General features: G+C 68.3%; 23 protein-coding genes, 2 tRNA genes and 1 pseudogene. 20 read left to right on the forward strand and 6 right to left on the reverse strand.

What is annotated here, in order from left to right; translation table 11 throughout:
* Nucleotides 1-149 precede the first annotated feature (149 nt).
* The 9 genes from AC1DH3_RS04055 to AC1DH3_RS04095 all read left to right on the forward strand — a co-directional run bounded on the left by AC1DH3_RS04055 (nucleotide 150) and on the right by AC1DH3_RS04095 (nucleotide 8,990).
* Nucleotides 150-1,280 (forward strand): hypothetical protein, encoded by a 1,131-nt coding sequence (locus AC1DH3_RS04055; protein WP_476908633.1) that lies wholly within the window; start codon nucleotides 150-152, stop codon nucleotides 1,278-1,280.
* A gap of 80 nt (nucleotides 1,281-1,360) precedes the next feature.
* The gene (locus AC1DH3_RS04060; RefSeq protein ID WP_476908634.1) at nucleotides 1,361-2,116 is read left to right on the forward strand and encodes a class F sortase; all 756 of its coding nucleotides are present in this window, start codon (nucleotides 1,361-1,363) and stop codon (nucleotides 2,114-2,116) included.
* Between the two features lie 72 nt (nucleotides 2,117-2,188).
* Nucleotides 2,189-3,241, forward strand: a complete 1,053-nt coding sequence (locus AC1DH3_RS04065; RefSeq protein WP_476908635.1) for a 3-isopropylmalate dehydrogenase — start codon at nucleotides 2,189-2,191, stop codon at nucleotides 3,239-3,241.
* A 95-nt stretch (nucleotides 3,242-3,336) separates the two neighbouring features.
* Nucleotides 3,337-4,449 carry a branched-chain amino acid aminotransferase gene (locus AC1DH3_RS04070; RefSeq protein WP_476908636.1) on the forward strand — a complete coding sequence of 371 codons (1,113 nt, stop codon included), beginning with the start codon at nucleotides 3,337-3,339 and terminating at the stop codon, nucleotides 4,447-4,449.
* A 132-nt stretch (nucleotides 4,450-4,581) separates the two neighbouring features.
* The gene (locus AC1DH3_RS04075) at nucleotides 4,582-4,956 is read left to right on the forward strand and encodes a DUF1304 family protein (protein WP_476908637.1); all 375 of its coding nucleotides are present in this window, start codon (nucleotides 4,582-4,584) and stop codon (nucleotides 4,954-4,956) included.
* Between the two features lie 25 nt (nucleotides 4,957-4,981).
* Nucleotides 4,982-5,776, forward strand: coding sequence for an MBL fold metallo-hydrolase (locus AC1DH3_RS04080; RefSeq protein WP_476908638.1), 795 nt, complete (start codon nucleotides 4,982-4,984; stop codon nucleotides 5,774-5,776).
* A 46-nt stretch (nucleotides 5,777-5,822) separates the two neighbouring features.
* Nucleotides 5,823-6,599, forward strand: a complete 777-nt coding sequence (locus tag AC1DH3_RS04085; protein WP_441417441.1) for a fumarylacetoacetate hydrolase family protein — start codon at nucleotides 5,823-5,825, stop codon at nucleotides 6,597-6,599.
* Between the two features lie 118 nt (nucleotides 6,600-6,717).
* Nucleotides 6,718-8,253, forward strand: a complete 1,536-nt coding sequence (gltX, locus tag AC1DH3_RS04090; RefSeq protein ID WP_476908639.1) for a glutamate--tRNA ligase — start codon at nucleotides 6,718-6,720, stop codon at nucleotides 8,251-8,253.
* Nucleotides 8,253-8,990: an HAD family hydrolase gene (locus tag AC1DH3_RS04095; protein WP_441417443.1), complete on the forward strand. Its 738-nt coding sequence runs from the start codon at nucleotides 8,253-8,255 to the stop codon at nucleotides 8,988-8,990. Before gltX ends, AC1DH3_RS04095 begins: the two co-directional genes overlap by 1 nt.
* Before the next feature lie 79 nt (nucleotides 8,991-9,069).
* On the opposite strand, the gene AC1DH3_RS04100 is transcribed toward AC1DH3_RS04095, so the two are convergent.
* On the reverse strand, nucleotides 9,070-10,371 hold the full coding sequence (locus AC1DH3_RS04100; RefSeq protein WP_476908640.1) for a hypothetical protein: 1,302 nt from the start codon (nucleotides 10,369-10,371) through the stop codon (nucleotides 9,070-9,072).
* A pseudogene (locus AC1DH3_RS04105) lies at nucleotides 10,328-10,561 on the reverse strand (hypothetical protein); the annotation flags it as partial. The pseudogene AC1DH3_RS04105 and the gene AC1DH3_RS04100, both read right to left, overlap by 44 nt.
* 356 nt (nucleotides 10,562-10,917) lie before the next feature.
* Here AC1DH3_RS04105 and AC1DH3_RS04110 point away from each other — a divergent pair.
* From AC1DH3_RS04110 to AC1DH3_RS04125, 4 genes are all read left to right on the forward strand, one after another.
* A tRNA-Gln gene (locus AC1DH3_RS04110) sits at nucleotides 10,918-10,989 on the forward strand.
* Nucleotides 10,990-11,118: 129 nt separating this feature from the next.
* Nucleotides 11,119-11,194 (forward strand) — tRNA-Glu (locus AC1DH3_RS04115).
* A 106-nt stretch (nucleotides 11,195-11,300) separates the two neighbouring features.
* Complete coding sequence (locus tag AC1DH3_RS04120) at nucleotides 11,301-13,082, forward strand: dynamin family protein (RefSeq protein WP_476908641.1); 1,782 nt, start codon at nucleotides 11,301-11,303, stop codon at nucleotides 13,080-13,082.
* Nucleotides 13,079-14,695 carry a GTPase gene (locus tag AC1DH3_RS04125; protein ID WP_476908642.1) on the forward strand — a complete coding sequence of 539 codons (1,617 nt, stop codon included), beginning with the start codon at nucleotides 13,079-13,081 and terminating at the stop codon, nucleotides 14,693-14,695. The genes AC1DH3_RS04120 and AC1DH3_RS04125 overlap by 4 nt, the downstream gene beginning before the upstream one ends.
* Before the next feature lie 22 nt (nucleotides 14,696-14,717).
* Here the strand turns inward: AC1DH3_RS04125 and AC1DH3_RS04130 are convergent, their stop codons facing one another.
* Both AC1DH3_RS04130 and AC1DH3_RS04135 read right to left on the reverse strand, forming a co-directional pair.
* Nucleotides 14,718-15,263: a DUF1697 domain-containing protein gene (locus tag AC1DH3_RS04130; protein ID WP_476908643.1), complete on the reverse strand. Its 546-nt coding sequence runs from the start codon at nucleotides 15,261-15,263 to the stop codon at nucleotides 14,718-14,720.
* Between the two features lie 47 nt (nucleotides 15,264-15,310).
* Nucleotides 15,311-16,030: an IclR family transcriptional regulator gene (locus AC1DH3_RS04135; protein WP_175322958.1), complete on the reverse strand. Its 720-nt coding sequence runs from the start codon at nucleotides 16,028-16,030 to the stop codon at nucleotides 15,311-15,313.
* A 159-nt stretch (nucleotides 16,031-16,189) separates the two neighbouring features.
* On the opposite strand from AC1DH3_RS04135, the gene leuC reads away from it, so the two are divergent.
* Both leuC and leuD read left to right on the forward strand, forming a co-directional pair.
* Complete coding sequence (gene leuC, locus AC1DH3_RS04140; protein WP_476893369.1) at nucleotides 16,190-17,644, forward strand: 3-isopropylmalate dehydratase large subunit; 1,455 nt, start codon at nucleotides 16,190-16,192, stop codon at nucleotides 17,642-17,644.
* 46 nt (nucleotides 17,645-17,690) lie between these two features.
* Nucleotides 17,691-18,293: a 3-isopropylmalate dehydratase small subunit gene (leuD, locus tag AC1DH3_RS04145; RefSeq protein ID WP_476908644.1), complete on the forward strand. Its 603-nt coding sequence runs from the start codon at nucleotides 17,691-17,693 to the stop codon at nucleotides 18,291-18,293.
* Nucleotides 18,294-18,394: 101 nt separating this feature from the next.
* On the opposite strand, the gene AC1DH3_RS04150 is transcribed toward leuD, so the two are convergent.
* Both AC1DH3_RS04150 and AC1DH3_RS04155 read right to left on the reverse strand, forming a co-directional pair.
* The gene (locus AC1DH3_RS04150; RefSeq protein WP_476908645.1) at nucleotides 18,395-18,769 is read right to left on the reverse strand and encodes a VOC family protein; all 375 of its coding nucleotides are present in this window, start codon (nucleotides 18,767-18,769) and stop codon (nucleotides 18,395-18,397) included.
* A gap of 98 nt (nucleotides 18,770-18,867) precedes the next feature.
* Nucleotides 18,868-20,316, reverse strand: coding sequence for an HNH endonuclease (locus tag AC1DH3_RS04155; protein WP_476908646.1), 1,449 nt, complete (start codon nucleotides 20,314-20,316; stop codon nucleotides 18,868-18,870).
* 173 nt (nucleotides 20,317-20,489) lie between these two features.
* Here AC1DH3_RS04155 and AC1DH3_RS04160 point away from each other — a divergent pair, with 173 nt between their 5' ends.
* The 5 genes from AC1DH3_RS04160 to AC1DH3_RS04180 all read left to right on the forward strand — a co-directional run bounded on the left by AC1DH3_RS04160 (nucleotide 20,490) and on the right by AC1DH3_RS04180 (nucleotide 25,487).
* Complete coding sequence (locus AC1DH3_RS04160) at nucleotides 20,490-20,999, forward strand: TspO/MBR family protein (RefSeq protein WP_441417454.1); 510 nt, start codon at nucleotides 20,490-20,492, stop codon at nucleotides 20,997-20,999.
* A 139-nt stretch (nucleotides 21,000-21,138) separates the two neighbouring features.
* Nucleotides 21,139-22,464 carry a UDP-N-acetylglucosamine 1-carboxyvinyltransferase gene (gene murA / locus AC1DH3_RS04165; protein WP_175323955.1) on the forward strand — a complete coding sequence of 442 codons (1,326 nt, stop codon included), beginning with the start codon at nucleotides 21,139-21,141 and terminating at the stop codon, nucleotides 22,462-22,464.
* Nucleotides 22,465-22,474: 10 nt separating this feature from the next.
* Complete coding sequence (locus tag AC1DH3_RS04170) at nucleotides 22,475-23,278, forward strand: lysophospholipid acyltransferase family protein (RefSeq protein ID WP_476908647.1); 804 nt, start codon at nucleotides 22,475-22,477, stop codon at nucleotides 23,276-23,278.
* On the forward strand, nucleotides 23,275-24,336 hold the full coding sequence (locus AC1DH3_RS04175; RefSeq protein ID WP_476893643.1) for an NAD(P)H-dependent glycerol-3-phosphate dehydrogenase: 1,062 nt from the start codon (nucleotides 23,275-23,277) through the stop codon (nucleotides 24,334-24,336). The genes AC1DH3_RS04170 and AC1DH3_RS04175 overlap by 4 nt, the downstream gene beginning before the upstream one ends.
* An 11-nt stretch (nucleotides 24,337-24,347) precedes the next feature.
* A complete protein-coding gene (locus AC1DH3_RS04180; protein ID WP_476908648.1) occupies nucleotides 24,348-25,487 on the forward strand; it encodes a D-alanine--D-alanine ligase family protein in 1,140 nt (379 codons plus the stop codon).
* Nucleotides 25,488-25,555 lie beyond the last annotated feature (68 nt).

The raw sequence follows: 25,555 nt of genomic DNA on the forward strand, positions 1-25,555 counted from the left end.
AGCCCTTGGGGGAGTAACTCATCACTCACCCTCAATGTTCCAGACCGGGGACTCGCACACCCGGTCGCCGATGTTGCTCCGCTGGGTGCCGTCAGATCGAAAGTCGACTCGTGATGGAGCAACCAAAAATGAGACGAACTATCGCAACAATGGGGATCTTAGGTCTGGCACTGCTGGGTTCAGCGGGCACGGCCAACGCCGCTGCTGTCGGCGGCGGTGACACCGGGAGCGGGGAAGTGACATCCTCGCCCGGCACGGGCGGCCCTGGCCAGGCGCCTGGCGCCGGCCAGCCCGACAACCCGGGCGCACCGGACATCGCGGGGGCACCGGACAACGCGGGGGCGCCGGATGCGCTGCCGGGTCCGGTGACCATCCCGCCCGTGGCCTCGGGTACGCCGGACAACTCGGAGAAGCCGGACCCCCTGCCGGGGCCCGTGACGATCCCGCCAGTGGCCGATCCGCCGGCCAACGGCGGGACTCCAGAGACTCCGACCGTTCCGGTGACCAACCCGCCGGCAAACGGCGGAACGCCAGACAATTCGCACCAGCCGGGTGACAAGCCGGACGGCTCGCACAAGCCGGGCGACAAGCCGGGTGACAAGCCGGACGGCTCGCACAAGCCGGGTGACAAGCCGGACGGCTCGCACAAGCCGGGCGACAAGGGCGACCATGGCGACCATGGCGAGCACGGCGACCACGGTGACAAGGGCGACAAGGGCGACCACGGCGACCACGCAAACTGGCCCGGCAAGGACGATAAGTGCGAGCCGGGTGACCGTGGCGACAAGGGAAACCACGCCGGCTGGCCGGGCAGGTGGGATAGGGGCGACCATGGCGACACGGCCGACCGCGCCGACTGGCCGAACAAGTGGGACAAGGGCGACCGCGGTGACAAGGGCGACCATGGAGACAGGGGAGACCGCGCCGACTGGCCGAACAAGTGGGACAAGGGCGACAAGGGTCATCACCACGGCGATGACTGCGACTGGCCGGGCAAGTGGGACAAGGACGAGTGTGAGGATCCGCCGGCACACGAGCCCAAGAACCCGCCGGCTGTGAAGCCCGCAGCGCCGCCCGCAGCGAAGCCTGTGGCACCGCCGACCGGCGCGGCCCAGGGTGCTCCCGTGGTCAACATGGGCTTCAACGTCCAGACGGCGGTGGCCGGCACTCCCAGTGCCGGAATTCCGCTTTGGCTCGCCGTGCTGACCGGACTCCTGACAGCGGGGGCCGCAACGGCCCTGCTCCGGGGCATGGTCCGGAGCGGTAACGCCAACTGCTAGGAAAGATGCGGGCCGGTTGCCGTTGTGCAGCCGGCCCGCACAGCTATTGCCCTCGAGCAAGCACTGCACCAGGAGCTCTCATGGCCCTTCGCCGTAATGCCGATCATTCCGTCGAGACGGCACCGCGTGGACTGCTGCTGGGGGGCCGGGACAAACTGGTGCTGGTCGCCTGCATCGTTGGGCTGCTGGCGGCGTGGCTCGTCTACGCGGCCTTCGGTCTCAATGCCGGAGGTAGCGGCGCCGCCGGGCCCGCAGCGGGACCCATTCCTACGGCCACCGCAGCAGCGCAAAGCCCGGTTCCGTCCGCCCCTGGTCCCACCTCCTCTGCTCCACAAAAAGCAGCCCCCAAGGCGGCCGTCCGACGCACCGCCCCGCCGGTGCCGGGCCCGGCTGCGGCCGCCCCGCAGCGCATTTCCTATCCCGCAGCGCGGATGGACGTGGTGATTCATCCCCTGCAGCCAAGCCAGAGTGAAGCTGCAAGCCAGAGCATCGTTCCTCCCGAAACCATGGACGGCTACTGGCTCACCCCCTTCGGTGTGCCAGGTGTCGGGTCGACAAACACCACCTACGTCGTCGGCCACAGCTGGCAGGGCGTCGACGCGCCCTTCAACCACCTGAGCACCATGGCCGCACCCGGCGACAAACTGACTGTACAGACGGCCACCGGCGTCATCACCTACAAGGTGGATTCCGTGACCACCTACCTCAAGTCGGGCCTGAAGGACAGCCCCATCTGGTCCGTCGTCCCCAATCGACTGGTGCTGATTTCCTGCTATACCGGGGACCTCTGGGGAAAGAACGTGACCGTGGTCGCGTCCCCGGTTGCGGCCGGCTGAGGATCCCCCGCCACCCTTCCGAATATTGAGACAATTTGACCAGCATGTGGATGCCTTGGCTACCCTGAAAACATGAGCGCATCCACGATTGATCTCGCAGTCATCCCCGGCGACGGCATCGGCCCGGAAGTTACGGCCGAGGCGCTAAAGGTCCTGGAGAAGGCCGCCGCCGCCGAAGGCATCGACCTGAAGCAGACCCACTACAAGCTCGGCGCCCAGCACTGGCTGGAGACGGGGGAGACGCTGCCGGCAGAAACCCTCGCCGACCTCCGTACCCGGGACGCCATTCTCTTTGGCGCGGTGGGAGCCGCCCCCGGCGACACCCGGATCCCCTCCGGGATCATCGAACGCGAACTGCTGCTCAAGCTGCGCTTCAGCCTGGACCACTTCGTGAATCTGCGCCCCTCCCGGCTGTACGCCGGCGTCGGCAGCCCGCTCGCGAACCCGGGCAACATCGACTTCATCGTGGTCCGTGAAGGCACCGAGGGGCCGTACGTCGGCAACGGCGGGACGCTGCGGGCAGGCACCCCGTACGAGGTGGCCACCGAGGTCTCGCTGAACACCGCCCACGGTGTGGAGCGTGTGGTCCGGGATGCCTTCCGCCGCGCCAACGAGCGCCCGCGCAAGAAGCTGACCCTGGTGCACAAGCACAACGTCCTGGTCTTCGCCGGGCACCTCTGGAAGCGGACCGTGGAAGCAGTGGCGCAGGAATTCCCCGAGGTCAGCCACGACTACCTGCACGTGGATGCTGCCACGATCTTCATGGTCACCGACCCGGCGCGCTTCGACGTCATCGTCACGGACAACCTCTTCGGTGACATCCTCACCGACCTTGCCGCCGCTATCACCGGCGGCATTGGCCTCGCAGCCTCGGGCAACATCAACATGGACCGCACCGCGCCGTCCATGTTCGAGCCGGTCCACGGATCGGCGCCGGACATTGCCGGCCAGCAGAAGGCCGACCCCAGCGCGGCCATCCTGTCCGCAGCGCTGTTGCTGGACCACCTGGGCTACGCAACTGCGGCACGGAAGATCGAGGCGGCCGTGGCCGCCGACGTCGAAAGCCGGGACGGCAGTTACCGGAGCACCGCCGCCATCGGCGACGCGATCGCCGCCGCCCTCTGACACCCGGGCGTAAGCTTGTTGCGAATCACCAAAATGCTGCCGTGGTCCGAGGATGAACCACGTTCATACACCAGGCAGCCGACCGTGGAGGAACCATGACCCAGACTGCCCATGGCGTCGAATTCAGCCAGCGGCTCTCGGCAACCCCGAAGTCCGCTGAAGAACGTGCAGCCATCCTGGCCAACCCGGGATTCGGCGACCATTTCACCGACCACACCGCGATCGTCGACTACAGCGTCGACGCCGAGGGCAAAGGCGGCTGGCACGATCCGCGGATCGAACCCTACGGTCCCATCATGCTTGATCCTTCCGCAGCGGTCCTTCACTACGGCCAGGAGATCTTCGAAGGGCTCAAGGCCTACCGCCACGCCGACGGCTCCATCTGGACGTTCCGGCCCGAAGCCAACGCCGCGCGCCTGAACAAATCTGCGCGCCGGCTCGCCCTCCCGGAGCTGCCGGAGGAATACTTCCTTACCGCCATCCGCGAGATCGTGTCCGTGGACCGGGAATGGGTTCCTTCCGGCGACGGCGAGGCCCTCTACCTGCGCCCCTTCATGATCGCTACCGAGGCCTTCCTGGGCGTCCGGGCTGCCCGCGAAGTGTCGTTCCGCGTCATCGCCTCTCCGGCCGGCAACTACTTCGGCGGCGAACTGAAGCCGGTTTCCATCTGGATCTCCCGCGAATACGCCCGTGCCGGCCGCGGCGGCACCGGCGCCGCCAAGTGCGGCGGAAACTATGCGGCCTCCCTCATTGCGCAGCAGGAAGCCGAGGCGCACGGCTGCAAGCAGGTCCTGTTCCTGGACCAGTTCAACGACAACGCCGTCGAGGAACTCGGCGGAATGAACGTCTTCTTCGTGATGAAGGACGGCTCGCTGGTGACCCCCGCGCTGTCCGGGACCATCCTGGAGGGCGTCACCCGCTCCTCCGTGATGCAGGTCGCCCGGGACATGGGCCGCGAGGTCACCGAGCGCAAGATCACCCTGGATGAGTGGCGCGACGGCGTCGCCTCCGGCGAGATCACCGAGGTCTTCGCCTGCGGCACCGCAGCCGTCATCACCCCGATCGGCGTGCTCAAGGACGACACCGAGTTCATCGGCTCCGAGGACGCCAAGGCCGGCGAGACCACCATGGCCATCCGCCAGCAGCTGCTCGGCATCCAGACCGGGACCGTGGAGGACACGCACGGCTGGCTGACCCGCCTGGCGTAGCCCGCAGCAACAAGTACGACGGCGGTCCGCACCTTCGGGTGCGGGCCGCCGCAGTTTGCGGCCGCCAGCCAACACACCCTTAAGGTCCGGAAGTCCCTGTTTTCCTGCCGGCCGCAGCGCCACACTGGAGCCATGACTGGGCTGATACAGGTTCTGGGCATCGTTTTCGGGATCGTCCTGATCGCCGTCGGCATCCTGGAGTCGTTTTTCTTCCGTGACCAGCGGTTCTACCGGCTCTTCCTGATCGAACCGGAAGACGTCGCGGCGGTGCGGATGTGGACCTTCAACCTCGGCTTCTACAACATGATCTGGGGCGTGGGCGCGATTATCGGTGCGCTCATGCTGACCGGTGCGGAGCCGGCGGCTGGCCGAACCCTCCTGTTATTCACCGCCGTCGGCCACGTCCTGCTGGGCATCATTCTGGTCCTGTCCGAGCGCCGGCTCTGGGCCAGCGCCCTCGCCGAGGCCCTTCTGCCCGCCGTCATTGTCGTCCTGCTGCTCCTTTGAGCGTCCCCGGTGGGAAGATGGAAGAGTGATTCCCGATGATGCCCGCGCCCTGGTCCGCAGCACCGAGCTGACGCGGTTCCGCCTTGCCCCGAACCCGGGCCCGATGAGCCTGCACGGCACCAACTCCTACGTGGTGGCGGCACCCGGCTCGGCCGGCGTCGTGGTGGTGGATCCGGGACCCCTCGACGAAGACCACCTGCGCGAACTGACCCAGTACGGCGCCGTCGAACTGATCCTCATTACGCACCGCCACGCCGACCACACCGCGGCCGCGGCACGCTTCGCCGAACTCACCGGAGCCCCCGTCCGCGCCGCAGACCCCGCACACTGCCACGGGGGAGAGCCGCTTCGGGAGGGCGAGGTGCTGCATGCCGCCGGGGTGGAAATCCGTGTGCTGGCGACCCCTGGCCACACCTCCGACTCGGTTTGCTTCCACCTGCCCCAGGACGGAGCCCACGGCGCCGTCCTCACCGGGGACACGATCTTAGGCGTCGGCACCACCGTCCTGGATTACCCCGACGGCAAGCTGGGGGACTACCTCGAGTCCTTGGACCGGCTGGAAAGCCTGGGTCCGGCCACCGTCCTGCCCGCCCACGGCCCCATGCTTCCGGCGCTGGACAGCATCGTTCGCGCCTACCGGGACCACCGGCAGGACCGCTTGGCCCAGATCCGCGCCGCCCTCGCCGGGCTCGGAGCGGAGGCGGGCGTCGAAGAAGTGGCCGACGCCGTCTACGCCGCCGTCGACCCGGCTGTCCGGCCCGCGGCGGAACTGTCCGTCGCCGCACAACTCGATTACCTGCGCTCACATGGCCCCTCCTGAAACGAGCAGCCCGGGCCTTGCCGCCTGAGACGGTACGCTAGGAACCATGCGTATCGCCCGGTTTGTAGTCGATTCTGATCCCATGTACGGCATTGTTGAGGGCCAGCCCGGCAGTGAGGAAGTCACTGTCATCAATGGCGACCCCTTCTTCCACGGTGTGGAGCGGACCGCCGTCAAGCACAAGCTGGAGGACGTCCGCCTCCTCGCCCCGATCATCCCGCGCAGCAAGGTCATCGGCGTCGGGCGCAACTTTGTGGAACACGCCCGCGAGCTCGGCAACGAGGTGCCGGCGCAGCCGCTGCTCTTCCTCAAGCCCAACACCTCGGTGATCGGCCCCAACGATCCGATCATCCTGCCGGAGTTCTCCGAGGAGGTCTCCTTCGAAGCCGAGCTGTGCGTCGTGATCGGCCGGATCTGCAAGGACGTCCCGGAGGAGCGCGTCGACGACGTCGTCTTCGGCTACACCTGCGGCAACGACCTCACCGCCCGGGACGTCCAGAAGACCGATCTGCAGTGGGCACGGGCGAAAGGCTTCGACACCTCGGCGCCGCTGGGCCCGTGGATCGAGACCGAACTGGACACCGAGGACCTGCAGATCCAGGGCCGGCTTAACGGCGAGCTCCGCCAGGACGGCAGCACCAGCCAGATGATCCGCGGCGTCCGCGAACTCGTTTCCATCGTCTCGCAGGCCTTCACCCTGCTCCCCGGCGACGTCATCATGACCGGCACCCCGGCCGGCGTCGGCCTGGTCAAGGCAGGAGACCGGTTCGAGGTGGAGATCGAGGGCATCGGCCGCCTCTCCAACCCGGTGGTCCGCCGCTAACCGCCCAGCGCGGAACAAACCGCGCCGATTTCGGACAGCCGCACCGTGGACCCACGGTGCGGCTGTCCGTTTCCGCAGCGGAATCCGACGGCGGGCACGCGGTAAAGTTGGTACCACTATGACTACTCCTTCTGCGCCCGACGCCGCCTCCAGCACCGCCACCACGGAAATGACCCGTGAAGTCACCGCCGAAACCCCGGTCCGCGTCCGGTTCTGCCCGTCGCCGACCGGCACCCCGCACGTCGGCTTGATCCGCACGGCCCTCTTCAACTGGGCCCACGCGAAGCACACCAAGGGCACCTTCGTGTTCCGCATCGAGGACACGGACGCGGCACGCGACTCGGAGGAGAGCTACCAGCAGCTGCTCGAGGCGCTCAAGTGGCTCGGCATCAGCTGGGAAGAGGGCGTGGAAGTGGGCGGCCCGCACGAGCCGTACCGCCAGTCCCAGCGCCTGGACCTCTACAAGGACGTCGTGGCCAAGCTCCTGGAGGCCGGCTACGCCTACGAGTGCTACTCGTCCCCGGAGGAAGTCGAAGCCCGCCACCGCGCCGCCGGCCGCGACCCCAAGCTGGGCTACGACAACTTCGACCGGAACCTATCCGAGGAACAGCTCGCTGCGTTCAAGGCCGAGGGGCGCAAGCCCGTGCTGCGCGTGCGGATGCCCGACGAGGACGTCACCTTCACCGACATGGTCCGTGGCGATATCACCTTCAAGGCCGGCAGCATCCCCGACTACGTGATCGTCCGTGCCGACGGCTCGCCGCTCTACACCCTGGTCAACCCGGTCGACGACGCCCTGATGGGTATCACGCACGTGCTGCGCGGCGAGGACCTGCTCTCCTCCACGCCCCGCCAGGTCGTCCTGATCCGCGCGCTCATGGAGATCGGCGTCGCCAGCTACCTGCCGGTCTTCGGGCACCTGCCGTACGTCATGGGGGAGGGCAACAAGAAGCTCTCCAAGCGCGACCCACAGTCCAACCTCTTCCTGCTCCGGGACCGCGGCTTCATTCCCGAAGGCCTGCTGAACTACCTGTCCCTGCTGGGGTGGAGCCTCTCCGCGGACGAGGACATCTTCACCGTTGAACAGCTGATCGAAAACTTCGACGTCAATGACGTGCTGGCCAACCCGGCCCGCTTCGACATCAAGAAGGCCGAAGCGATTAACGGCACGCACATCCGCATGCTGGACCCGGAGGACTTCCGCGGCCGCCTGGTTCCCTACCTGCAGTCCGCCGGCCTGGTCGGGGAGCAGCTGAGCGCCCGTGAGGAGGAGATCCTCGCGGAAGCAGCGCCGCTGATCCAGGAGCGCATCTCGCTGCTCGGCGAAGCGCCTGAGATGCTGGCCTTCCTGTTCAAGGCCGACGACGCGATCGACGTCGCCGACGACGCCCGCAAGGGCCTCCCGGAGAACCTGACCGAGGTGCTCGACGCGGCCCTGGCAGCGCTGGAACCCGTGGCCGACTGGACCGCGGACAACATCCAGGCCGCCCTCAAGGAGGCCCTGGTGGAAGGCCTGGGCGTGAAACCGCGCCTGGCGTTCGGCCCGGTCCGCACGGCCATCTCCGGGCGCAGGATCTCGCCGCCGCTGTTCGAGTCCATGGTCATCCTGGGCAAGGATTCGTCCCTGGCCCGCCTGCGCGCGTTCCGCGGCTGATGAACGGCGGGTCCGGGTCCGGGAGCGGGATCCTCGCCGCCGGTCTGGACGGCATCCGCGGGGTGCTGTTCGACATCGACGACACCCTCGTGGACCTCGAGTTCGCGATGACGACCGCCCTGCGGGATGTCAGCGAACACCTCCTTCCCGGTCTCGATGAGGCCGGCTGGGAGCGGTTCGGGCGCATCTTCACGCGGGAGACGACCCATTTCTACGACCGCTACCTGGCCGGCGAACTGAGCTTCAACGAACAACGGCTGCTGCGCGGCCGGGCCGCGCTGGGGCACTTCGGCGTCGAACTCGAGGAGGGCGAGCAGGCCCACCACTGGGTGAGCTCCTACGCCAGCCGCCAGCACAGCTACATCCGTGCCTTTGACGACGTGGCGCCGCTGCTGGACGCGCTCGACGCCGCCGGCGTTCCGTACGGGGCGGTGAGCAACAATGTGCACGACTACCAGCGGGTGAAGCTTGACGCCGCCGGGCTGGGGCGCATCGGCGTCCTCGTGGGCACGGACACGGTCGGCGTGCCCAAGCCGGATCCCGCGATCTACCTCGAAGGAGTGCGCCGGCTCGGAACCGGGGCCGGCGAAACGCTGTACGTCGGCGACAACCGGCTTCTCGACGCGGAAGGCTCGACGGCGGCGGGCCTGCTGGGCGTGTGGCTGAACCGCGGCGGGGAGCCCGCCGCAGGCTTCTCCGGGCGCGAGATCGGTTCGCTGCTGGAGCTGCTGGCGTGAGCTTGCCGGCGCCTGTCGCCACAACGAAACGGCCCCGCCGGAGGACCCAATCCTCCGGCGGGGCCGTCTGCGTGACGGGCTAAGCCGCTTCCTGCGCGAGACGCCGTTCCTGTGCCAGTCGCCGGTTCCGCAGCGCCAGGTAGGCGCCCACGGCGCCCAGTCCGAGGAGCGCCACGAGACCCAGGGCCACTGCCACGTCAGCCTTGATCATGTTCGACGGCGACACCGCAGCTGCGCTGGAGTACAGCGTTCCGGTGCCTGCCGCCAGCCGGGCGTTCCCGTCGGCGAGCTTGCCGGCGCCGGTGGACAGCTGGGTGGAGCCCGAGGCCAGCTTGGTGCTGCCCTCGGAGAGCTGCGATGCTCCGCTGGCGAGGGCCGTGGAGCCCTTCAGCAGGCCGGGGTTGGCCGGATCCGCGGGGTCCCCGGCAATTCCGGTGTGCAGCGCCTGCGTGCCGTCCGCCAGCCGGGAGGTTCCATCGGTCATCCTGGCGGTGGCCTTGAGCAGGCCGGGGTGTTCGGGATCGCCCGGAACGCCGTCCATGCCGACCCGGATCTTGGCTGTGCCGGCGGCCAGCAGTTCGGTGCCCAGGACGACGCCGGGGCTGTTGGGATCGCGGCTGTTGAGTTTGCCGGCCAGGGTGGCGAATCCGGCCGTCAGCTTCCCGGTTCCGGCGTGGAGCTGGCCCGCGCCGGTGTTCAACTGGGCGCTCCCGGCCTCCAGCTGGCCGGCGCCGGACTGGAGCTGGCCCGCGCCGCCTTGGAGCTGGGACGCGCCGGCATCCAGCCGCTGGGCGCCGGCGAGGATCTTCGCAATCTTGTCCTTGACCACAGCCAGCGGCACGAGCCCCTGGACCGGGTCGTTGGCGGCCGCCTGCAGCAGCTCAAGCGCCTGGGCCAGCGCGGCGGTTCCGGTGCCGGCTTCAGGATTGTTGTTCGCTCCGCGGTAGCCCTTCAGCTGGTTGGTACCGGCCTTCAGCTGGTCGGTCCCGGCTTTCAACTGAGTGGCGCCGGCAGCGAGGCGGCCTGTCCCGTCGGCCAGTTTGGCCGCCCCGGCGTCGAGCTGGGTGGCGCCGTCGGCGAGGTTGTTCGGCGCCGTGCCGGAAGCGGTGGGAGTCAGGGCGGCGGAGAGCTGCACCGCCCCGGCGGCAAGCTTCTGCGCGCCGTCGTCCACCTTGTAGACGCCGGGTGCCAGTTTGTTGTTGACGTCCGTCTGGATCTTGACGGCCCCGGTGGCGAGGCTTTGGGCTCCGGCCTGCAGCTTCTCCGCGCCGGGGGCGAGCTTGTCCGCGATCCCGACCTGGGATCTTCGCGGCGCCGTCCGAGAGTTTGCCGGCGCCAACGTCGGCCTGTCCGGCGCCGGTGGCAAGTTTGCCTGCGCCATCCTTCAACTGTTGTGCCCCGGCAGAGGCCAGTCCGGCCCCGTCATTGAGCCTCGCGGATCCGTCCGTGATGCGTCCGGTTACCAGGGTGTAGAACCCCAGTAGCGCGATCAGCAGGAGGGCCAGGATGGCGATGGCGATCTGTTGCGCCCGGGTGCGGGTTGGGACGGTAGCGGCACGACTCTGTGACACGGGTTGTTCCTCTCGACGATCTCGCCGGCAACGGCTCTGCTGCCGGCCCCCCGCAACTGTGATGCAGCTAACATCCAAAATTGGCCGTTATTCTGCCCGCAATTGAGTGGGGGAGGGGTTTGTTACTCGTTGGTAACTTACCGAGCGTAAACTTGGCGGAGCCGGATTGGCAAGGGTTTTGCGGATGAATCCCAAAAAGCGAGGCTTGGAAGGGTCGGGAGGGGGTGCTGGCGGCGGTGCGGGCCGAGGCGGCGCCACCGATTTGTGCAAGGGAAAACTCTCGGGTAAAGTAATTACTCGTGCTGAGGCGCTGGGAGCGCGGGTTTGGACCTGCGGAACCGGCCCGAAAGTTCCATTGGGATATGGTGTAATTGGCAACACTACGGTTTCTGGTACCGTCATTCTAGGTTCGAGTCCTGGTATCCCAGCTCTGAATAATCCGCGGATTCCCGCGGTGAATCAGGGGTTCCGAAGCGGCTTGGCCGATTTGGAACACGCGCCGAGTTTATGAAATACTGACTTGGCTTGAATGGCAGAGATGCTGTTTGGAAGTACCTGGCCCCATCGTATAGCGGCCTAGTACGCTGCCCTCTCACGGCGGTAACGCGGGTTCGAATCCCGCTGGGGTCACCATTGAAACGGTCCCGGGCATCAGCCCGGGGCCGTTTTTCGTTGCCGCGACCAACCTCCTGGACGCCGGCGGCCCTGCCCCGCCCGGCCCAACTGGCATGATGATGCAGTGAGCTCCAACGAAAGCACCGGCCTCCCCGGACCGCAGACCCCCGCCGCACGCCAGGGCGCCGCCGTCGAGCTGCTCGAGGCGGTCCGGCGGGAACTGTCCACGGTGTCGTTGCCCCTGGCGCTGCCCGGGGCCGATACCGCGCGGCTCGACATCCTCCAAGTCCTGGCCCAGCTGGATGACTACATCCTGCCCCGCTACCGCAGCCTGGATGCGCCGTTGCTCGCCGTCGTCGGCGGTTCAACCGGCGCGGGCAAGTCCACGCTGGTTAACGGCCTGGTGGGCCACCCGGTGACCCGGGCAGGGGCGATCCGCCCGACCACCCGCCAGCCCATTTTGTTGCACCACCCCGGCGACGCCGAATGGTTCGAGGACCAGCGCGTGCTGCCGAGCCTGAGCCGAATCCGCGGAACGGTGGTCGCCGCGCCGCTGCCCGCACATCAGGCGGGCCCCACCCCGGACGCCGCCGCCGTCACCTCCCTGGTGCTCGCCGCGGACCCGGCCGTCCCGCAAGGCATCGCTCTGCTGGATGCCCCCGACGTCGACTCCATCTCGGATGACAACCGCCGGCTCGCCGGCCAGCTCCTCGCGGCCGCCGACCTGTGGGTGTTCGTCACCACTGCCAACCGCTACGCCGACGCCGTCCCTTGGCGCCTGCTGCTGGACGCCGCCTCTCGCGAAATCATGGTGGCCATCGTTCTTGACCGCGTGCCGGCGGCGGCAGAGGAGGAGGTCAGCGCGGATCTCCAGGCCATGCTCAGCCGCGAAGGCCTGGGTTCCGCGCGGCTCTTCGTCGTGCCCGAGGTGGCGCTGGACGCCATGGGGATGCTGCCCGTCGACGCCGTCGCGCCGCTGCGCAGCTGGCTCCAGGAACTTGCCGCCGACGCGGCCGGCCGCGCGGCGATTGCCCGCCGGACGCTCAACGGCACGGTCAAGGCGCTGGGCGGCCGGGTCGAGGCCGTCGCGGACGCTGTGGCCGCCCAGCACCGCGCTGCCGGGCTGCTGGCCACGGACGCCAGCAGCGCGTACGAGGACGCCGTCGGCCGGATCCTCGACGCAACCCGCGACGGCGCCCTGCTGCGCGGTGAAGTCCTTGCCCGCTGGCAGGACTTTGTGGGCACCGGCGAGTTCTTCCGCGTCATGGAGCAGAACATAGGCCGGCTGCGGGACCGGATGGGCGCCTTCTTCCGGGGCGAACCCACCCCGGCCGTGCGGGTGGAAACTGCGATCGAAACAGGCCTGCAGGCTGTCATCCTTGACGAGGCCGCCAACGCCGCCGAAGACGCCGACCAGCGCTGGCGCTCCGACCCGGCCGGCCGCCAACTTCTGGGCACCGACGACCTCTCCGGCACCAGCGAGGGCTTCGCCGACGCCGTGGCCGCCGAGATCCGGGCCTGGCAAGGCCGCCTGATGGAGCTGATCCGGACCGAAGGCCAAGGCAAACGGAGCCAGGCACGCTGGCTCTCCTTTGGCATCAACGGTCTCGGCGCGGCACTGATGATCGTGGTCTTCTCGATGACCGCGGGCCTGACCGGCCTGGAGATCGGTGTGGCCGGCGGAACCGCCGTCGTGGGCCAGCGCGTGCTTGAAGCCGTCTTCGGCGAGGATGCCGTACGCCGGCTGGCTAAGACGGCGCGCGAGGACCTGCAGGTGCGCTGCCGGCGGCTGTTGCAGGCAGAGCAGCAGCGCTTCCTGGCACGGCTGGAGGTGCCCGACGGAGTGCCTTCGGCGATCCTCGCGGAGCAGGCCGCTGCGCTCGGCCGGCTGGCGGCCTCGGCATGAACCGCCACACCGCCGCCAAGCAGGCCTCGCAGCTGCACCGCCGGCTGGAAGCCCTCAATGAGGCCCGGGAGCTCGCCGCGGGCGCCCTGCCCGAGGAGACGCTGGCCGAGGTGCTCGGGGTCCTGGAACGGGCGAGTTCCCGCCGCTCGCTCTCGGCTGACCACACCGTGGTGGGCTTCTTCGGCGCGACCGGCAGCGGCAAATCATCGCTCTTCAACGCTGTCAGCGGCGAGGAAATCGCGACCGCAGCGGCACGGCGCCCCACCACCTCCGAGCCGTTGGCCGGCATCTGGGGTGCCGAGGGCAGCGACGGACTGCTCGACTGGCTGGACGTCCGTACCCGGCACCACGCCGCGGCGGTCCCCGGATTCGCCGACGAGACCACCGGGCTGATTCTGCTGGACTTGCCGGACTTCGACTCGACCCGCGCCGAAAACCGGGAGATCGTGCAGCGCATGGTGGGCCTCGTGGACGTCCTGGTGTGGGTGCTGGATCCGCAAAAGTACGCCGACGCCGCGGTGCACAATGACTTCCTGGCCCCGCTGGCCTCGCACGCGGCCGTCACACTCGTGGTGCTCAACCAGGTGGACCGCCTGCCCGAACATGAGGTCCGGCCGGTGCTGGAATCCCTGAAGGGCATCCTGGCGCGGGACGGCCTGGGCAAAGTCCAGGTGCTGGGCGCCTCGGCCGTTGTCGGCACCGGCGTGGACAAGGTCCGGGCCGCCATCCGCCAGGTGGTCATGCAGCGGCTGGCGCTCTCGCAAAGGCTCGCCGCGGATGTCGACAGGGCCTCCGCGCGGCTTGCCGAGGCTTCGGGTGCGGGCGAGGCTGCGGGCGTCAAGGGGTCCACCCGGGAGCGGCTGGCCGGGGAGTTGGCCGTCGCCGCAAACGTGCCGCTGGTGGTAGACGCCGTGGCACGGTCCTACCGGCAGGAAGCCGCGCGCCGCACCGGTTGGCCGGTGACGCGCTGGCTGGTCCGGTTCCGGCCCGATCCGCTGCGGCGGCTGAACCTGCGACGGACCCAGGCGCGCCCGGAGCTGAATCGTACCTCGCTGCCGCCGGCCGGGGCCCCGGAGCGGGCCCGCACCGACGCCGCTGTGCGGGAGTTTGCCGACGCCGCGTCCGACGGCGCGCCGGGGCCCTGGCGCGCGGTCATCCGCGGTGCCGCCCGCGAGGGGAGAGAGCAGCTACCGGACGCTCTGGACCAGGCGATCGCCGGCACTGATCTTAAAGCCGGGCGCAGTTCCTGGTGGTGGACCGCCTTCAACGTGGTCCAGTGGCTGGGCCTGCTCGTTGCGCTCGGCGGCCTGGGCTGGCTGGGGGTGCTGGCCGCGCTGGGCTACTTCCAGCTGCCCGTGCCGGAGATTCCGCGAATCGAGGGCTGGCCCGTCCCCACCATCATGGTGGCCGGGGGAGTGCTGCTGGGCATCGTGCTGGCCCTCGCGGCAAGATTCATTGCCGGCGCCGCGGCGCGCGCCCGTGCGGCGGCCGCCAGGAAGCGGCTCCAGACCGCGGTCGCCGCCGTCGCGGAGGAACTGGTGGTGGATCCGGTGGAACTGGAGATCAGCAGGCTCAAGTCCTTCAACGCCGCCTTGAAATCCGCGGCAGGCTGACGCCGCTCAGACAGTCAGCCGCTCAGCCAGTCGCCAGGAGTTCAGCGGCGTCGCGGACCTTGACCAGGGTCCGCAGGTTGCGCGTCGTGGTGCTGGCCTTGTACTTGGCCTTGGCGGAGAGCCTGCTGAAGGGGCTGTCGAGGGTGCCGCCGGCGGGAGCCAGCCACGCCACGGCCTCGGGCCCCAGCCGCGTCAGCTCCACCCCCTCGAGGGCGCTGCCGGCATCGAACAGCTCGGAAAGTATCCCGGTATCAGAGGAGAGGGTGACATAGCTGTGCGTCGCGGTGTCGTCCGCCGGGTAGGGGCAGGCGTCGACGAGTTCGGCAACCCGGGAGGCTTCCAGCACCACCACCCAGGCGTCGTAGCCGAAAGTCTCCCGGAGGCAGGCCTCGAACTCGGCTTTCACGCCGGCCGCCGGAAGCTCACTGGCCAGCACCACGTTGCCGCTGGCCAAAAGTGTTTTCACGGCCGAAAACGGACGTGACTTGAGGGCCTCTTTGAGCTCGGCCATCTTGATATTGATCCCGCCCACGTTGACGCCGCGGAGGAAGACCGCATAGCTGTTCATGGCCACAGCCTAACTGCGATGTCCAGCGTTCCCCCGCGCAGGGGGCGTCAGTCGTTGGTCTTGCGCAGCGCCTCGGTCAGGACCCGGGCGGCGTTGCAGACCACCTCGGCGTGCAGGCGGCCGGGCTGGCGGGTCAGGCGTTCGATCGGGCCGGAAATAGAGACGGCGGCGATCACCCGTCCGGACGGGCCCCGGACCGGCGCCGAAACTGAGGCGACCCCCGGCTCGCGTTCGCCGAGGCTCTGCGCCCAGCCCCGGCGTCGTACTCCGGCCAGGACGGTGGGCGTGAAGCGGGCGGCCTGGAGGCCTTCGAGCAGGCGGTCGTGGTCTTCCCAGGCCAGCAGTACCTGGGCGGCGGAGCCTGCCTTCATGGAGAGCTGGGTGCCGACCGGGATGGTGTCCCTGAGGCCAATGGGCCGCTCGGCGGAGGCGACGCAGACGCGCCAGTCGCCCTGGCGGCGGAAGATCTGGGCGCTCTCGCCGGTGGCGTCGCGCAGCTGCATCAGCACCGGACCGGCGGAAGCGATCAGCCGGTCTTCGCCGGCTGCGGAGGCGAGTTCGACCAGCCGGCTGCCGAGCACGAAGCGGCCCTGGATGTCGCGGCTCACCAGGCGGTGGTGGACGAGCGCCAGCGCGAGGCGGTGCACCGTAGGCCGCGCGAGCCCGGTGGCCGCAACGAGCTGCGCCAGGGTGGTGGGGCCGGCCTCGAGCGCGTCGAGTACATGGGCCGCTTTATCGATGACGCCGACGCCACTAGAATTGTCCATGTAATGATATTGCCGTCTCAATATCTGAGATGCAAATCATTGCGCTGGCATATTTGACGGCAGTGCTGATTCAGTGGAGATCAACAACCAGCCGGAACGGGACCGTCGCGAAGCGACAGAGACAGTCACGCGGCAAAACAGCAGTGAAGGGAGCAGGCCGTGGCAAAGACATTGGCCGAGAAAGTCTGGGACGCACACGTGGTGCGCAAGGGGGACGGCGAAGGCGCCAACGCCCAGCCGGATCTCCTCTTCATTGACCTCCACCTCGTGCATGAGGTGACGTCCCCGCAGGCTTTCGAGGGCCTGCGGCTCGCCGGCCGCAAGCTGCGCCGGCCGGACCTCACCATCGCCACCGAGGACCACAACACTCCCACGCTGGCCATCGACAAGCCAATCGCGGACCTCACCAGCCGGACCCAAATCGAGACCCTGCGGAACAACTGCAAGGAGTTCGGCGTCCGCCTGCACTCCCTGGGTGACGCCGAGCAGGGGATCGTGCACGTGGTCGGCCCGCAGCTGGGCCTCACCCAGCCCGGCATGACCGTGGTCTGCGGCGACTCGCACACGTCAACCCATGGGGCTTTCGGGGCGCTCGCCATGGGCATCGGCACCTCCGAGGTGGAGCACGTCATGGCCACCCAGACGCTCTCGCTCAAGCCCTTCAAGACAATGGCAATTAACGTTGAGGGCACGCTGCGCCCCGGTGTGAGCGCCAAGGACATCATCCTGGCCGTCATCGCCAAGATCGGCACCGGCGGCGGGCAGGGCTACGTACTGGAATACCGTGGTTCCGCGATCCGGGCATTGTCGATGGAAGCCCGGATGACCATCTGCAACATGTCCATCGAGGCCGGCGCCCGCGCCGGACTGGTCGCCCCGGACCAGACCACCTACGACTACATGCACGGCCGCCCGCACGCGCCCCAGGGCGCGGACTGGGACGCCGCCGTCGAATACTGGAACACGCTGCGGACCGACGACGACGCGACGTTCGACGCCGAGGTGGACCTCGACGCCGACACGCTGGAACCGTTCGTGACGTGGGGGACCAACCCGGGCCAGGGTGTTTCCCTGTCCGCCAAGGTGCCCTCGCCCGCTGACTTCGGCGACGAGAACGCCAAGGCCGCCGCGGAACGCGCGCTGCAGTACATGGGCCTTGAAGCCGGCACGCCAATGAAGGACATCCGGGTCGATACCGTATTCCTAGGCTCCTGCACCAACTCCCGGATGGAGGACCTCCGGGCGGCGGCGGACATCATCCGCGGCCGGACCAAGGACCCGGACATCCGGATGCTGGTGGTGCCCGGTTCCGCCCGCGTCCGGCTCGAGGCAGAGGCCGAGGGACTGGACAAAGTCTTCACCGACTTCGGTGCGGAGTGGCGCTTTGCCGGCTGCTCAATGTGCCTGGGCATGAACCCGGACCAGCTGGAGGTGGGGGAGCGTTGCGCCTCCACATCCAACCGCAACTTCGAAGGACGCCAGGGCAAGGGCGGACGCACCCACCTCGTCTCGCCCGTCGTGGCAGCGGCGACGGCGGTCCGCGGCACGCTGAGCTCGCCGTCGGACCTGGACCCTGTGTCCGCATCCGCTGGCCGCCGTTCCGCCTCGGTGTAGCGCCCACCCCGACTGCACCGATCCACACAGCCACGAAGGATCCGCCATGGAAAAGTTCACCACCCACACCGGAATCGGTGTCCCGCTGCGCCAGAGCAACGTCGACACTGACCAGATCATCCCCGCCGTCTACCTCAAGCGCATCACCCGGACAGGGTTCGAGGACGCACTGTTCTCGGCCTGGCGCAAGGACCCGGCGTTCATCCTGAACCAGGAACCGTTCAGCGCCGGCTCCGTTCTGGTCGCCGGACCGGACTTCGGCACGGGCTCCTCACGCGAGCACGCCGTCTGGGCGCTGAAGGACTATGGCTTCAAGGCCGTGCTGTCCTCCCGCTTCGCGGACATCTTCCGCGGCAACTCGGGCAAGCAGGGATTACTGGCCGCCGAACTGGCGCAGGACGACATCGAACTGATCTGGAAGGTGCTGGAAAACGCTCCCGGCACCGCGGTCAGGGTCGACCTGGTCTCCAAAACGGTCGAATGCGGCAACGTGGTCGCGCCGTTCGAAATCGACGACTACACCCGGTGGCGCCTGCTCGAGGGACTGGACGACATCGGCCTGACCCTGCAGCACGAGGAAGACATCACGGCCTACGAGGCCACGAGGCCGGCGTTCAAGCCCACGACGCTGCCAGCCAAGCTGTCCTAGGGGCGGTTGCTGCAGTTATACGAGTGCCGCCGTCGGGTTGTGAGACCCGACGGCGGCACTTTTGCGTTGCTGTAAGCGGCCCAGGGCTCACTCACGATTCCTCAGTCTTCGACGTCCTGGACTGTCCTGGACAGCAGGCAGAACTCGTTGCCCTCGGGATCAGCCAGTACCACCCAGCTCACGTCCGGGCCCTGGCCCACGTCCGTGCGCCGCGCCCCGAGGGCGAGCAGGCGTTCCAGCTCCTCAGCGGTGGATACACCGTCAGCCCGCAGGTCGAAGTGCAGCCGGTTCTTGACCGTCTTGCTCTCGGGCACTGCGATCACATCGATGGAAAGCCGGGACTTGTCCCGGGGCGCGATGCTGATGATGTCGCTATCGTCTTCGACAACATGCCAGTCGAGGACGGCGCACCAGAAGTCGGCCACCACCTTTGGCCGGACGGCGTCGATTGCAATGGTGGCTAGTTGGCTTGGCATGGCCCCACGATAGCCCAGCATCCCCTGCCGTGGACAAGGTGGCCTTCGACCAACCACGGACGCAAATGACCAGACAACGCCGTGGCCGGGCGGCGACTTCATGCAGCCTGTCGCGTCGCAAGGCGGACGACCATGATGGCCTTGGCCCGGTGCCTGAGCTTTCTGTCCTGTAGCGGAGGCTTTGGAGGGTCGATGGTGTCCCTGTCCTCGCCGGAGCGCGGTTGCGGCCGGCAGGGGACGCCGGTTCCCGGCAGCGGCGGGGCGGTGGAGTGGTAGCTGTGGCCGGTGGGGGTGGTGAGTTGGAGGGTGTGCCGGGGTCCGGGGCGTGGTTGTGCGTTCCAGCCGTGGGCTTCTTTGGTGTGGTTGCAGGCTTCGCAGAGCCCGGCGCCGTTGGCTGCTGTGGTTACGCCGCCGGTGTGCCAGGGGATGATGTGGTCCAGGTGGCGGATCGGTGCGTCGCAGTACGGGGTCCGGCAGGTGTCGTCCCGGGCCTGGATTAACCGGCGCAGCCCTGGCGGGAAGATCCGGGCGCGGGAGTCCATGGCCACGAGTTCGCCGGTGGCCGGCGCGGTGTAGAGCCGGCGGACCCAGAGGGCGAAGGCGCGTTCGTCGCTAGAGCCGCCGGCCGCGTCCGCAGTGCCGGTGCCCGCGTCTCTGAGCAGGTTCCGGGCCCACCCGGCGGGGACGATGCCGTAGCCGGGGAGGCTGGCGGGTTCGCTGTCGGCCTGGAAGAGGGTGCGGTCGGTCATGATGAGCTGGATGTCGATGCCGCTGATCCCGCCGGCTTTGCCGGTGGTGCGTTCGACCAGGGCGTCGGCCATCAGCTGGCCCCGGGAACGGGGATCCCCGGCGGTCCGGGCAGCGTCTGCGTGCCGGGTGAGGGCGGCGTGCACGGCCACGCCCTCCGCGACGGGCAGCAGGGCGGTGAGGTAGCACATGGTGTCGGGGGCCGGGCGGAGGCTGACGTGGCGTTCGGTTTCGGCGTGGCCGGCGCGCTGGGTGATGGAGCGCGGGTCCCGCCGGTACGCGGCGGCGCGGGCCGCGGCGATGATGGCGCGGTCCCCGGCGCCGGTGAAGGTCTCGGCGTCGGGGGCGAGTTCTTCGTCGACGGCGGCCCGGTCGGCGGGGGACAGGACGGCGGTTTCGCGGGCCAGGAGGGTGGCGCGCCATTCGTTGAGCTGGCCGGTTTCCAGGGCGGTGAGGGTGTGCGGCATTTCAGTGACGAGTGCTTTGGCCGGGCCGAGGAGTCTCCCGCCTTTGGCGGGGGATTCGCGGCGGGCGAGGGCGAGCTGCGCGCCGACGCCGGTGCCGAGTTGGTCGGCCGGAACGCCGGCCAGGGATTGTTCGCGGCGCTGGGACAGGTCGAAGGCGACGGCGTCCCGGGCCTGCCGGGCGGCCAGGGCTGACTTCAGGTCCTCCAGCTCGCGTGTTTCGTCGATGAGGGCCGCGGCGCTGGCCGGGGCGGGGATTCCGGCCAGGATCCGCGCAAGGTCCGCGACCGTTACGCTGTCCGTCAGAGCCACGTCGGGCCCTTGCTTGCCGTCCATAAAAACACGCTATCGGCCACCTCTGACACTTTTAGTGCAGAGTGGCGGGTGGCCGAGCCAGCGGTCCCTGCGAGGGACGTATCATCGGCCATACGGGAAGACCGTGCCCGGGGGAGACCTTGCCCCGGAGAGGTCATCCCGCAGAGAGCGACCCGGAGCAAGAAGGAGTAGCTATGAAACTCATGACCGTGGTGTGGACGGCGGCTGCGACGGCCGCGACGGCGGCAGCCGGTGGAGTGGCGACTGACCCCGATGGTGCCTGGTACAGGAGGCTCCGCAAACCTGATTGGCAGCCGCCCGCCATCGCGTTTCCGGTCGTGTGGACAGCACTCTATGCGGACCTCGCCGTGAGCTCCGCCGTCGCGCTGGATAGCAGCGACGGGGCCGATGGCGCCGGCAGCGCCACGAGGCAACAGGAACTAACTGCATACCGCTCCGCTTTGGCAGCCAATCTCGTCCTCAATGCGTCGTGGAGCTGGCTATTCTGGCGCGCCCGCCGGCCATGGTTGGCAGCGGCGGAGTGCGCCGTCCTGACGGCGAGCAGCGTCGATCTGGTGCGGCGGACATACCGTCTGGACCGCCGCGCGGGAGTGGCTCTTGCCCCCTATGCCGCGTGGTGCGGTTTCGCCACAGCGTTGTCGACGGCAGTAGCGCGTCTCAATGCCGGAACGACGGCGAACTGAGCGAAGGGCAGTCAGCCGCGGACGAGTGGATCAAGCCGCCCTGAACCGCGCCGTATTTCAGATCGGTAACGCTAGCTCCTATGCTTAGCTGGAGCCTTTGTAAGGATTTGGGGGCGAGTAGTCGTGAGGAAACTGGTAAATGAGTAGTGTTCTGACAATCCGCGGAGGCGTCCCGCTGACCGGCCGCGTCACCGTTCGGGGGGCCAAGAATCTTGTCCCCAAGGCGATGGTTGCTGCCCTGCTGGGCAATGAGCCGTCCGTGTTGCGCAACGTCCCCGAAATTAAGGACGTTGAGGTTGTCACCAGCCTGCTCCAGCTCCACGGCGTCACGGTGGACAAGGACCCGGTCACCGGGGACCTGACGTTGGACCCGACCAACGCCAAGACGGCCTCGCACACGGCCATCGACGCGCACGCCGGCGACTCGCGCATCCCGATCCTGCTCTGCGGACCCCTGATCCACGCCATCGGCGAGGCCTTCATCCCGGACCTTGGCGGCTGCAAGATCGGCGACCGTCCGATCGACTACCACCTCAACGTGCTGCGCCAGTTCGGCGCCGTCGTGGAGAAGCGCCCGGGCGGCATCCACATCTCCGCCCCGAACGGCCTCAAGGGCGCCAAGATCGCGCTGCCCTACCCGTCGGTTGGGGCCACTGAACAGGTCTTGCTCAGCGCAACCCGGGCCGAGGGCATCACCGAACTCTCGGGTGCGGCCACCGAACCCGAAATTGTGGACCTCATCGCCGTGCTGCAGAAGATGGGCGCCATCATCAGCGTCCAGACCGACCGCACCATCCGGATCGAGGGCGTGCAGGATCTGGGCGGCTACAACCACCGGGCCCTCTCCGACCGCAACGAGTCCGCGTCCTGGGCCTCCGCCGCCCTGGTGACCCGCGGCGACATCTTCGTCGAAGGCGCCACCCAGCGCGACATGATGACGTTCTTGAACACCTACCGCAAGGTGGGCGGCGGCATGGACATCGGCGAGGACGGCATCCGCTTCTACCACCCCGGCGGAAAGCTCAACCCGCTGGTGCTGGAAACCGATGTGCACCCCGGCTTCATGACCGACTGGCAGCAGCCCCTGGTGGTGGCACTCACCCAGGCCGAGGGCGTCTCGATCGTGCACGAGACCGTGTACGAGAACCGCTTCGGCTTCACCGACGCCCTGATCCGGATGGGCGCCAGCATCCAGGTCCACCGCGAATGCCTTGGCAGTGTCCCGTGCCGGTTCGGCCAGCGCAACTTCCTGCATTCCGCCGTCATCTCCGGCCCCACGCAGCTCAAGGGCGCCGACATCGACGTGCCCGACCTGCGCGGCGGCTTCAGCCACCTCATCGCGGCCCTGGCCGCCACCGGCACCTCGCGGGTCACCGGCATCGACATCATCAACCGCGGCTACGAGCGTTTCACCGAGAAGCTCGCGGGCCTGGGCGCCGATTTCGACATCACGTCGGCCCGGTAGCGGGGACCACGTGAAGGAAACGGCCAAGAGCCACATCACCTTTGTCATCGTGGCCGGAATTGTCCGGCCCGTCATGAATCTGCTGATGAACAAGAAGTGGGAGGGGCTGGAGAAACTTCCCGCCGGCGGTTTCATTGCCGCGCCCAACCACTGCACCGAGATCGATCCGCTGGTGATCGGGCACATGCTCTATAACCAGAACCGGATGCCGCACTTCCTGGCCAAGGGCAGCCTGTTCAAGGTCCCGGTACTGGGTTCGGTGCTGCGCAACACCAAGCAGGTGCCGGTGGAGCGGTCGACGGCGGGTGCCAACCGTTCGCTGCAGGTCGCCAAGGAAGTCGTGGACGAGGGCGGCGCCATCATCATCTACCCCGAGGGCACGCTGACGCGCGATCCGGAGCTGTGGCCAATGAAGGGCCACACCGGTGCTGCCCGGATGGCGCTGGAAAGCGGCATCCCGGTGGTCCCGATGGCCCATTGGGGAGCGCATGAAGTCTTTCCGCGCTATGCCAAGCGCTTCCACGTGTTTCCCCGGAAGACCTCGCGCGTGCTGGTGGGTGACCCGGTGGACCTGAGTGCCTTCGCCGGACGGCCCCTGGACAAAGCGACGTTGACCGAGGCAACCAACGTGATCATGGACGCCATCACCGAACTGCTGGCAACCCTGCGCGGCGGACAGCCGCCGCTGGTGCGCTGGGACCCTTCGGCGCACAACCAGTCCACCCATGGGCGCTTCATCGAACGCGGTGGGAAGCCCGGCGCGGCCTCGGAAACCACCCCGGACAGCGGCAGCGCCACGGACGGTGCCAAATGACGGTGGAGCTCCCCGCCACGGAGGCCACTGACTCCGCCACGTGTGTTGCCGTGCTCGGGGCCGGATCTTGGGGGACGACCTTCGCGAAGATCCTCGCCGACGCGGCCACCGCCTCCGGCGTCGAGCGCGGCATCCGCCTCTGGGGCCGCCGCGCCGCCGTCGTGGACCAGATCAACAGCGAGCACCGCAACGAGCAGTACCTCAAAGGCATCGCCCTGCCCGCCAGCATCACCGCCTCCACCGACGTGGCCGAGGTCCTCGCCGGCGCCGACCTTGTGGTCCTGGCCGTCCCTGCCCAGACCCTGCGCCTCCAGCTGCGCGAATGGAAGGACCTGATCGGACCCGGCGCGCTGGTGGTTTCGCTGATGAAGGGCCTGGAGCTGCACTCGGATGCCCGGATGAGCGAGGTGATCTGCGAGGAGCTGGCCATCCCCGCAGAACGCGTCGCCGTGGTTTCCGGTCCCAACCTGGCCATGGAGATTGCCCGGGAGGAGCCGACGGCGTCCGTCGTGGCCTGCTCGGACGCTGCGGCGGCGGGCTGGATGGCCCGCAGCTGCACGGCACCCTATTTCCGCCCGTATACGACGGCGGATGTGGTGGGCGTCGAAATCGGCGGCATCGTGAAGAACATCATTGCCCTGGCCGTCGGCATCTGCGAAGGCAAGCAGATGGGCGACAACACCAAGGCTTCTGTGATCACCCGCGGCCTCGCCGAGACGTCCCGGCTGACGCTGGCCCTCGGCGGCGAAGCCCGGACCATGGCGGGTCTTGCGGGCCTGGGCGACCTCGTCGCCACCTGTTCGTCCGCGCTGTCGCGGAACCACACGGCCGGACGGCTGCTGGGCACCGGCCTGAGCCTGGAGCAGGTCACGGCCGAAATGACGCAGACCGCCGAAGGCATCAAATCGGCGCAGGCCGTGCACGAACTGGCCGGCAAGCTGGGCGTCGAGATGCCCATCACCGCCGCCGTCGTCGCGGTGCTGGCCGGAAAACTGTCCGTAGACGAACTGGGACCGTTGCTGCTGTCCCGGGACCTGAAATCCGAAGGCGATTACTAAGAGTGTCGGAAATGAACTTGACTCCAGAATCCCGGTCCGCCCGGTCCAGGCCCCGGGTGGCGGTGCTGTTCGGCGGCCGCTCCAGCGAGCACGCGGTCAGCTGCGTCACGGCGGCCGGTGTCCTCGGCGCGATTGACCAGACCAAGTACGAGGTGATCCCAATCGGGATTGCCAAGACCGGCCAGTGGGTATTGGCCTCGGGAGACACCAAGGATTGGTCGCTCTCCGCCTCCTCACTGCCGGAAGTGGCGCCGTCGGACCAGACCGTGACGCTGGCCGAGATCAGCGGAGAACACCAGCTGATTGTGGCCTCCCCGAACCAGGTCCCGCAGGAGCTTGGCTCGGTGGACGTGGTCTTTCCGCTACTGCACGGGCCGTTTGGCGAGGACGGCACCATCCAGGGTCTCCTGGAGCTCTCCGACACCCGTTACGTGGGCGCCGGCGTCCTGGCTTCGGCGGTGGGGATGGACAAGCACTACATGAAGGTGGTTTTCGAATCCGCCGGACTGCGTGTGGGTCCCTACATCACGGTGACGGACCGGCAGTGGCTCACCGACCCTGAGCTGGTGCGCAAGCGCGTGGACCAGCTCGGGTTCCCGGTCTTCGTCAAGCCCGCGCGGGCCGGCTCCTCGATGGGCATCTCCAAGGTGGATTCGCTCGATCAACTGGACGCCGCGATTGAGGCTGCCCGGGAACACGATCCCAAACTGGTGATCGAGGCCGGCATCGTCGGCCGCGAGATTGAATGCGCCGTGCTGGAAGGTCGCGGGACCGATGCGCCCCGTACATCCATGCCGGGCGAAATCTCGGTTGCCGGTGGCGGCCACGACTTCTACGACTTCAACGCCAAGTACGTGGAGGACGACGCCGCCGCGCTCAGCTGCCCGGCCGACCTCCCCGACGAGGCCATCGCCCGGGTCCGCGAGCTCGCGGCGGTCGCTTTCGACGCCGTCGGCGCCGAAGGCCTGAGCCGGGTGGACTTCTTCTACACGCCCGAGGGCGAACTGATCATCAACGAGATCAACACCATGCCCGGCTTCACGCCGAAGAGCATGTATCCGCAGATGTGGAAGGCCTCGGGGCTGGGCTATGCGGAGCTGATCGACGAGCTGATCTATCTGGCCCTGCACCGCAAGACCGGCCTGCGCTAATCCCCACTGGCGCCCTGATCTCGCTCCGCTTCGGCCAGGGAACCCTGCCGGCGTGGGCCCAGCGCCTG

This window comes from Arthrobacter sp. 05L428 (assembly GCF_056397665.1).

What these genes read in the sequence shown, in the direction of transcription:
- AC1DH3_RS04065 (WP_476908635.1), top strand. Translation starts at nt 2,189, where the DNA reads ATGAGCGCATCCACGATTGATCTCGCAGTCATCCCCGGCGACGGCATC.
- AC1DH3_RS04055 (WP_476908633.1), top strand. Translation starts at nt 150, where the DNA reads ATGGGGATCTTAGGTCTGGCACTGCTGGGTTCAGCGGGCACGGCCAAC.
- AC1DH3_RS04095 (WP_441417443.1), top strand. Translation starts at nt 8,253, where the DNA reads ATGAACGGCGGGTCCGGGTCCGGGAGCGGGATCCTCGCCGCCGGTCTG.
- murA (WP_175323955.1), top strand. Translation starts at nt 21,139, where the DNA reads ATGAGTAGTGTTCTGACAATCCGCGGAGGCGTCCCGCTGACCGGCCGC.
- AC1DH3_RS04180 (WP_476908648.1), top strand. Translation starts at nt 24,348, where the DNA reads ATGAACTTGACTCCAGAATCCCGGTCCGCCCGGTCCAGGCCCCGGGTG.
- AC1DH3_RS04160 (WP_441417454.1), top strand. Translation starts at nt 20,490, where the DNA reads ATGAAACTCATGACCGTGGTGTGGACGGCGGCTGCGACGGCCGCGACG.
- AC1DH3_RS04060 (WP_476908634.1), top strand. Translation starts at nt 1,361, where the DNA reads ATGGCCCTTCGCCGTAATGCCGATCATTCCGTCGAGACGGCACCGCGT.
- leuD (WP_476908644.1), top strand. Translation starts at nt 17,691, where the DNA reads ATGGAAAAGTTCACCACCCACACCGGAATCGGTGTCCCGCTGCGCCAG.
- gltX (WP_476908639.1), top strand. Translation starts at nt 6,718, where the DNA reads ATGACTACTCCTTCTGCGCCCGACGCCGCCTCCAGCACCGCCACCACG.
- AC1DH3_RS04175 (WP_476893643.1), top strand. Translation starts at nt 23,275, where the DNA reads ATGACGGTGGAGCTCCCCGCCACGGAGGCCACTGACTCCGCCACGTGT.
- AC1DH3_RS04135 (WP_175322958.1), bottom strand. Translation starts at nt 16,030, where the DNA reads ATGGACAATTCTAGTGGCGTCGGCGTCATCGATAAAGCGGCCCATGTA.
- AC1DH3_RS04155 (WP_476908646.1), bottom strand. Translation starts at nt 20,316, where the DNA reads ATGGACGGCAAGCAAGGGCCCGACGTGGCTCTGACGGACAGCGTAACG.
- AC1DH3_RS04130 (WP_476908643.1), bottom strand. Translation starts at nt 15,263, where the DNA reads ATGAACAGCTATGCGGTCTTCCTCCGCGGCGTCAACGTGGGCGGGATC.
- AC1DH3_RS04075 (WP_476908637.1), top strand. Translation starts at nt 4,582, where the DNA reads ATGACTGGGCTGATACAGGTTCTGGGCATCGTTTTCGGGATCGTCCTG.
- AC1DH3_RS04125 (WP_476908642.1), top strand. Translation starts at nt 13,079, where the DNA reads ATGAACCGCCACACCGCCGCCAAGCAGGCCTCGCAGCTGCACCGCCGG.
- AC1DH3_RS04085 (WP_441417441.1), top strand. Translation starts at nt 5,823, where the DNA reads ATGCGTATCGCCCGGTTTGTAGTCGATTCTGATCCCATGTACGGCATT.
- AC1DH3_RS04070 (WP_476908636.1), top strand. Translation starts at nt 3,337, where the DNA reads ATGACCCAGACTGCCCATGGCGTCGAATTCAGCCAGCGGCTCTCGGCA.
- AC1DH3_RS04150 (WP_476908645.1), bottom strand. Translation starts at nt 18,769, where the DNA reads ATGCCAAGCCAACTAGCCACCATTGCAATCGACGCCGTCCGGCCAAAG.
- AC1DH3_RS04100 (WP_476908640.1), bottom strand. Translation starts at nt 10,371, where the DNA reads ATGGCGCAGGCAAACTTGCCACCGGCGCCGGACAGGCCGACGTTGGCG.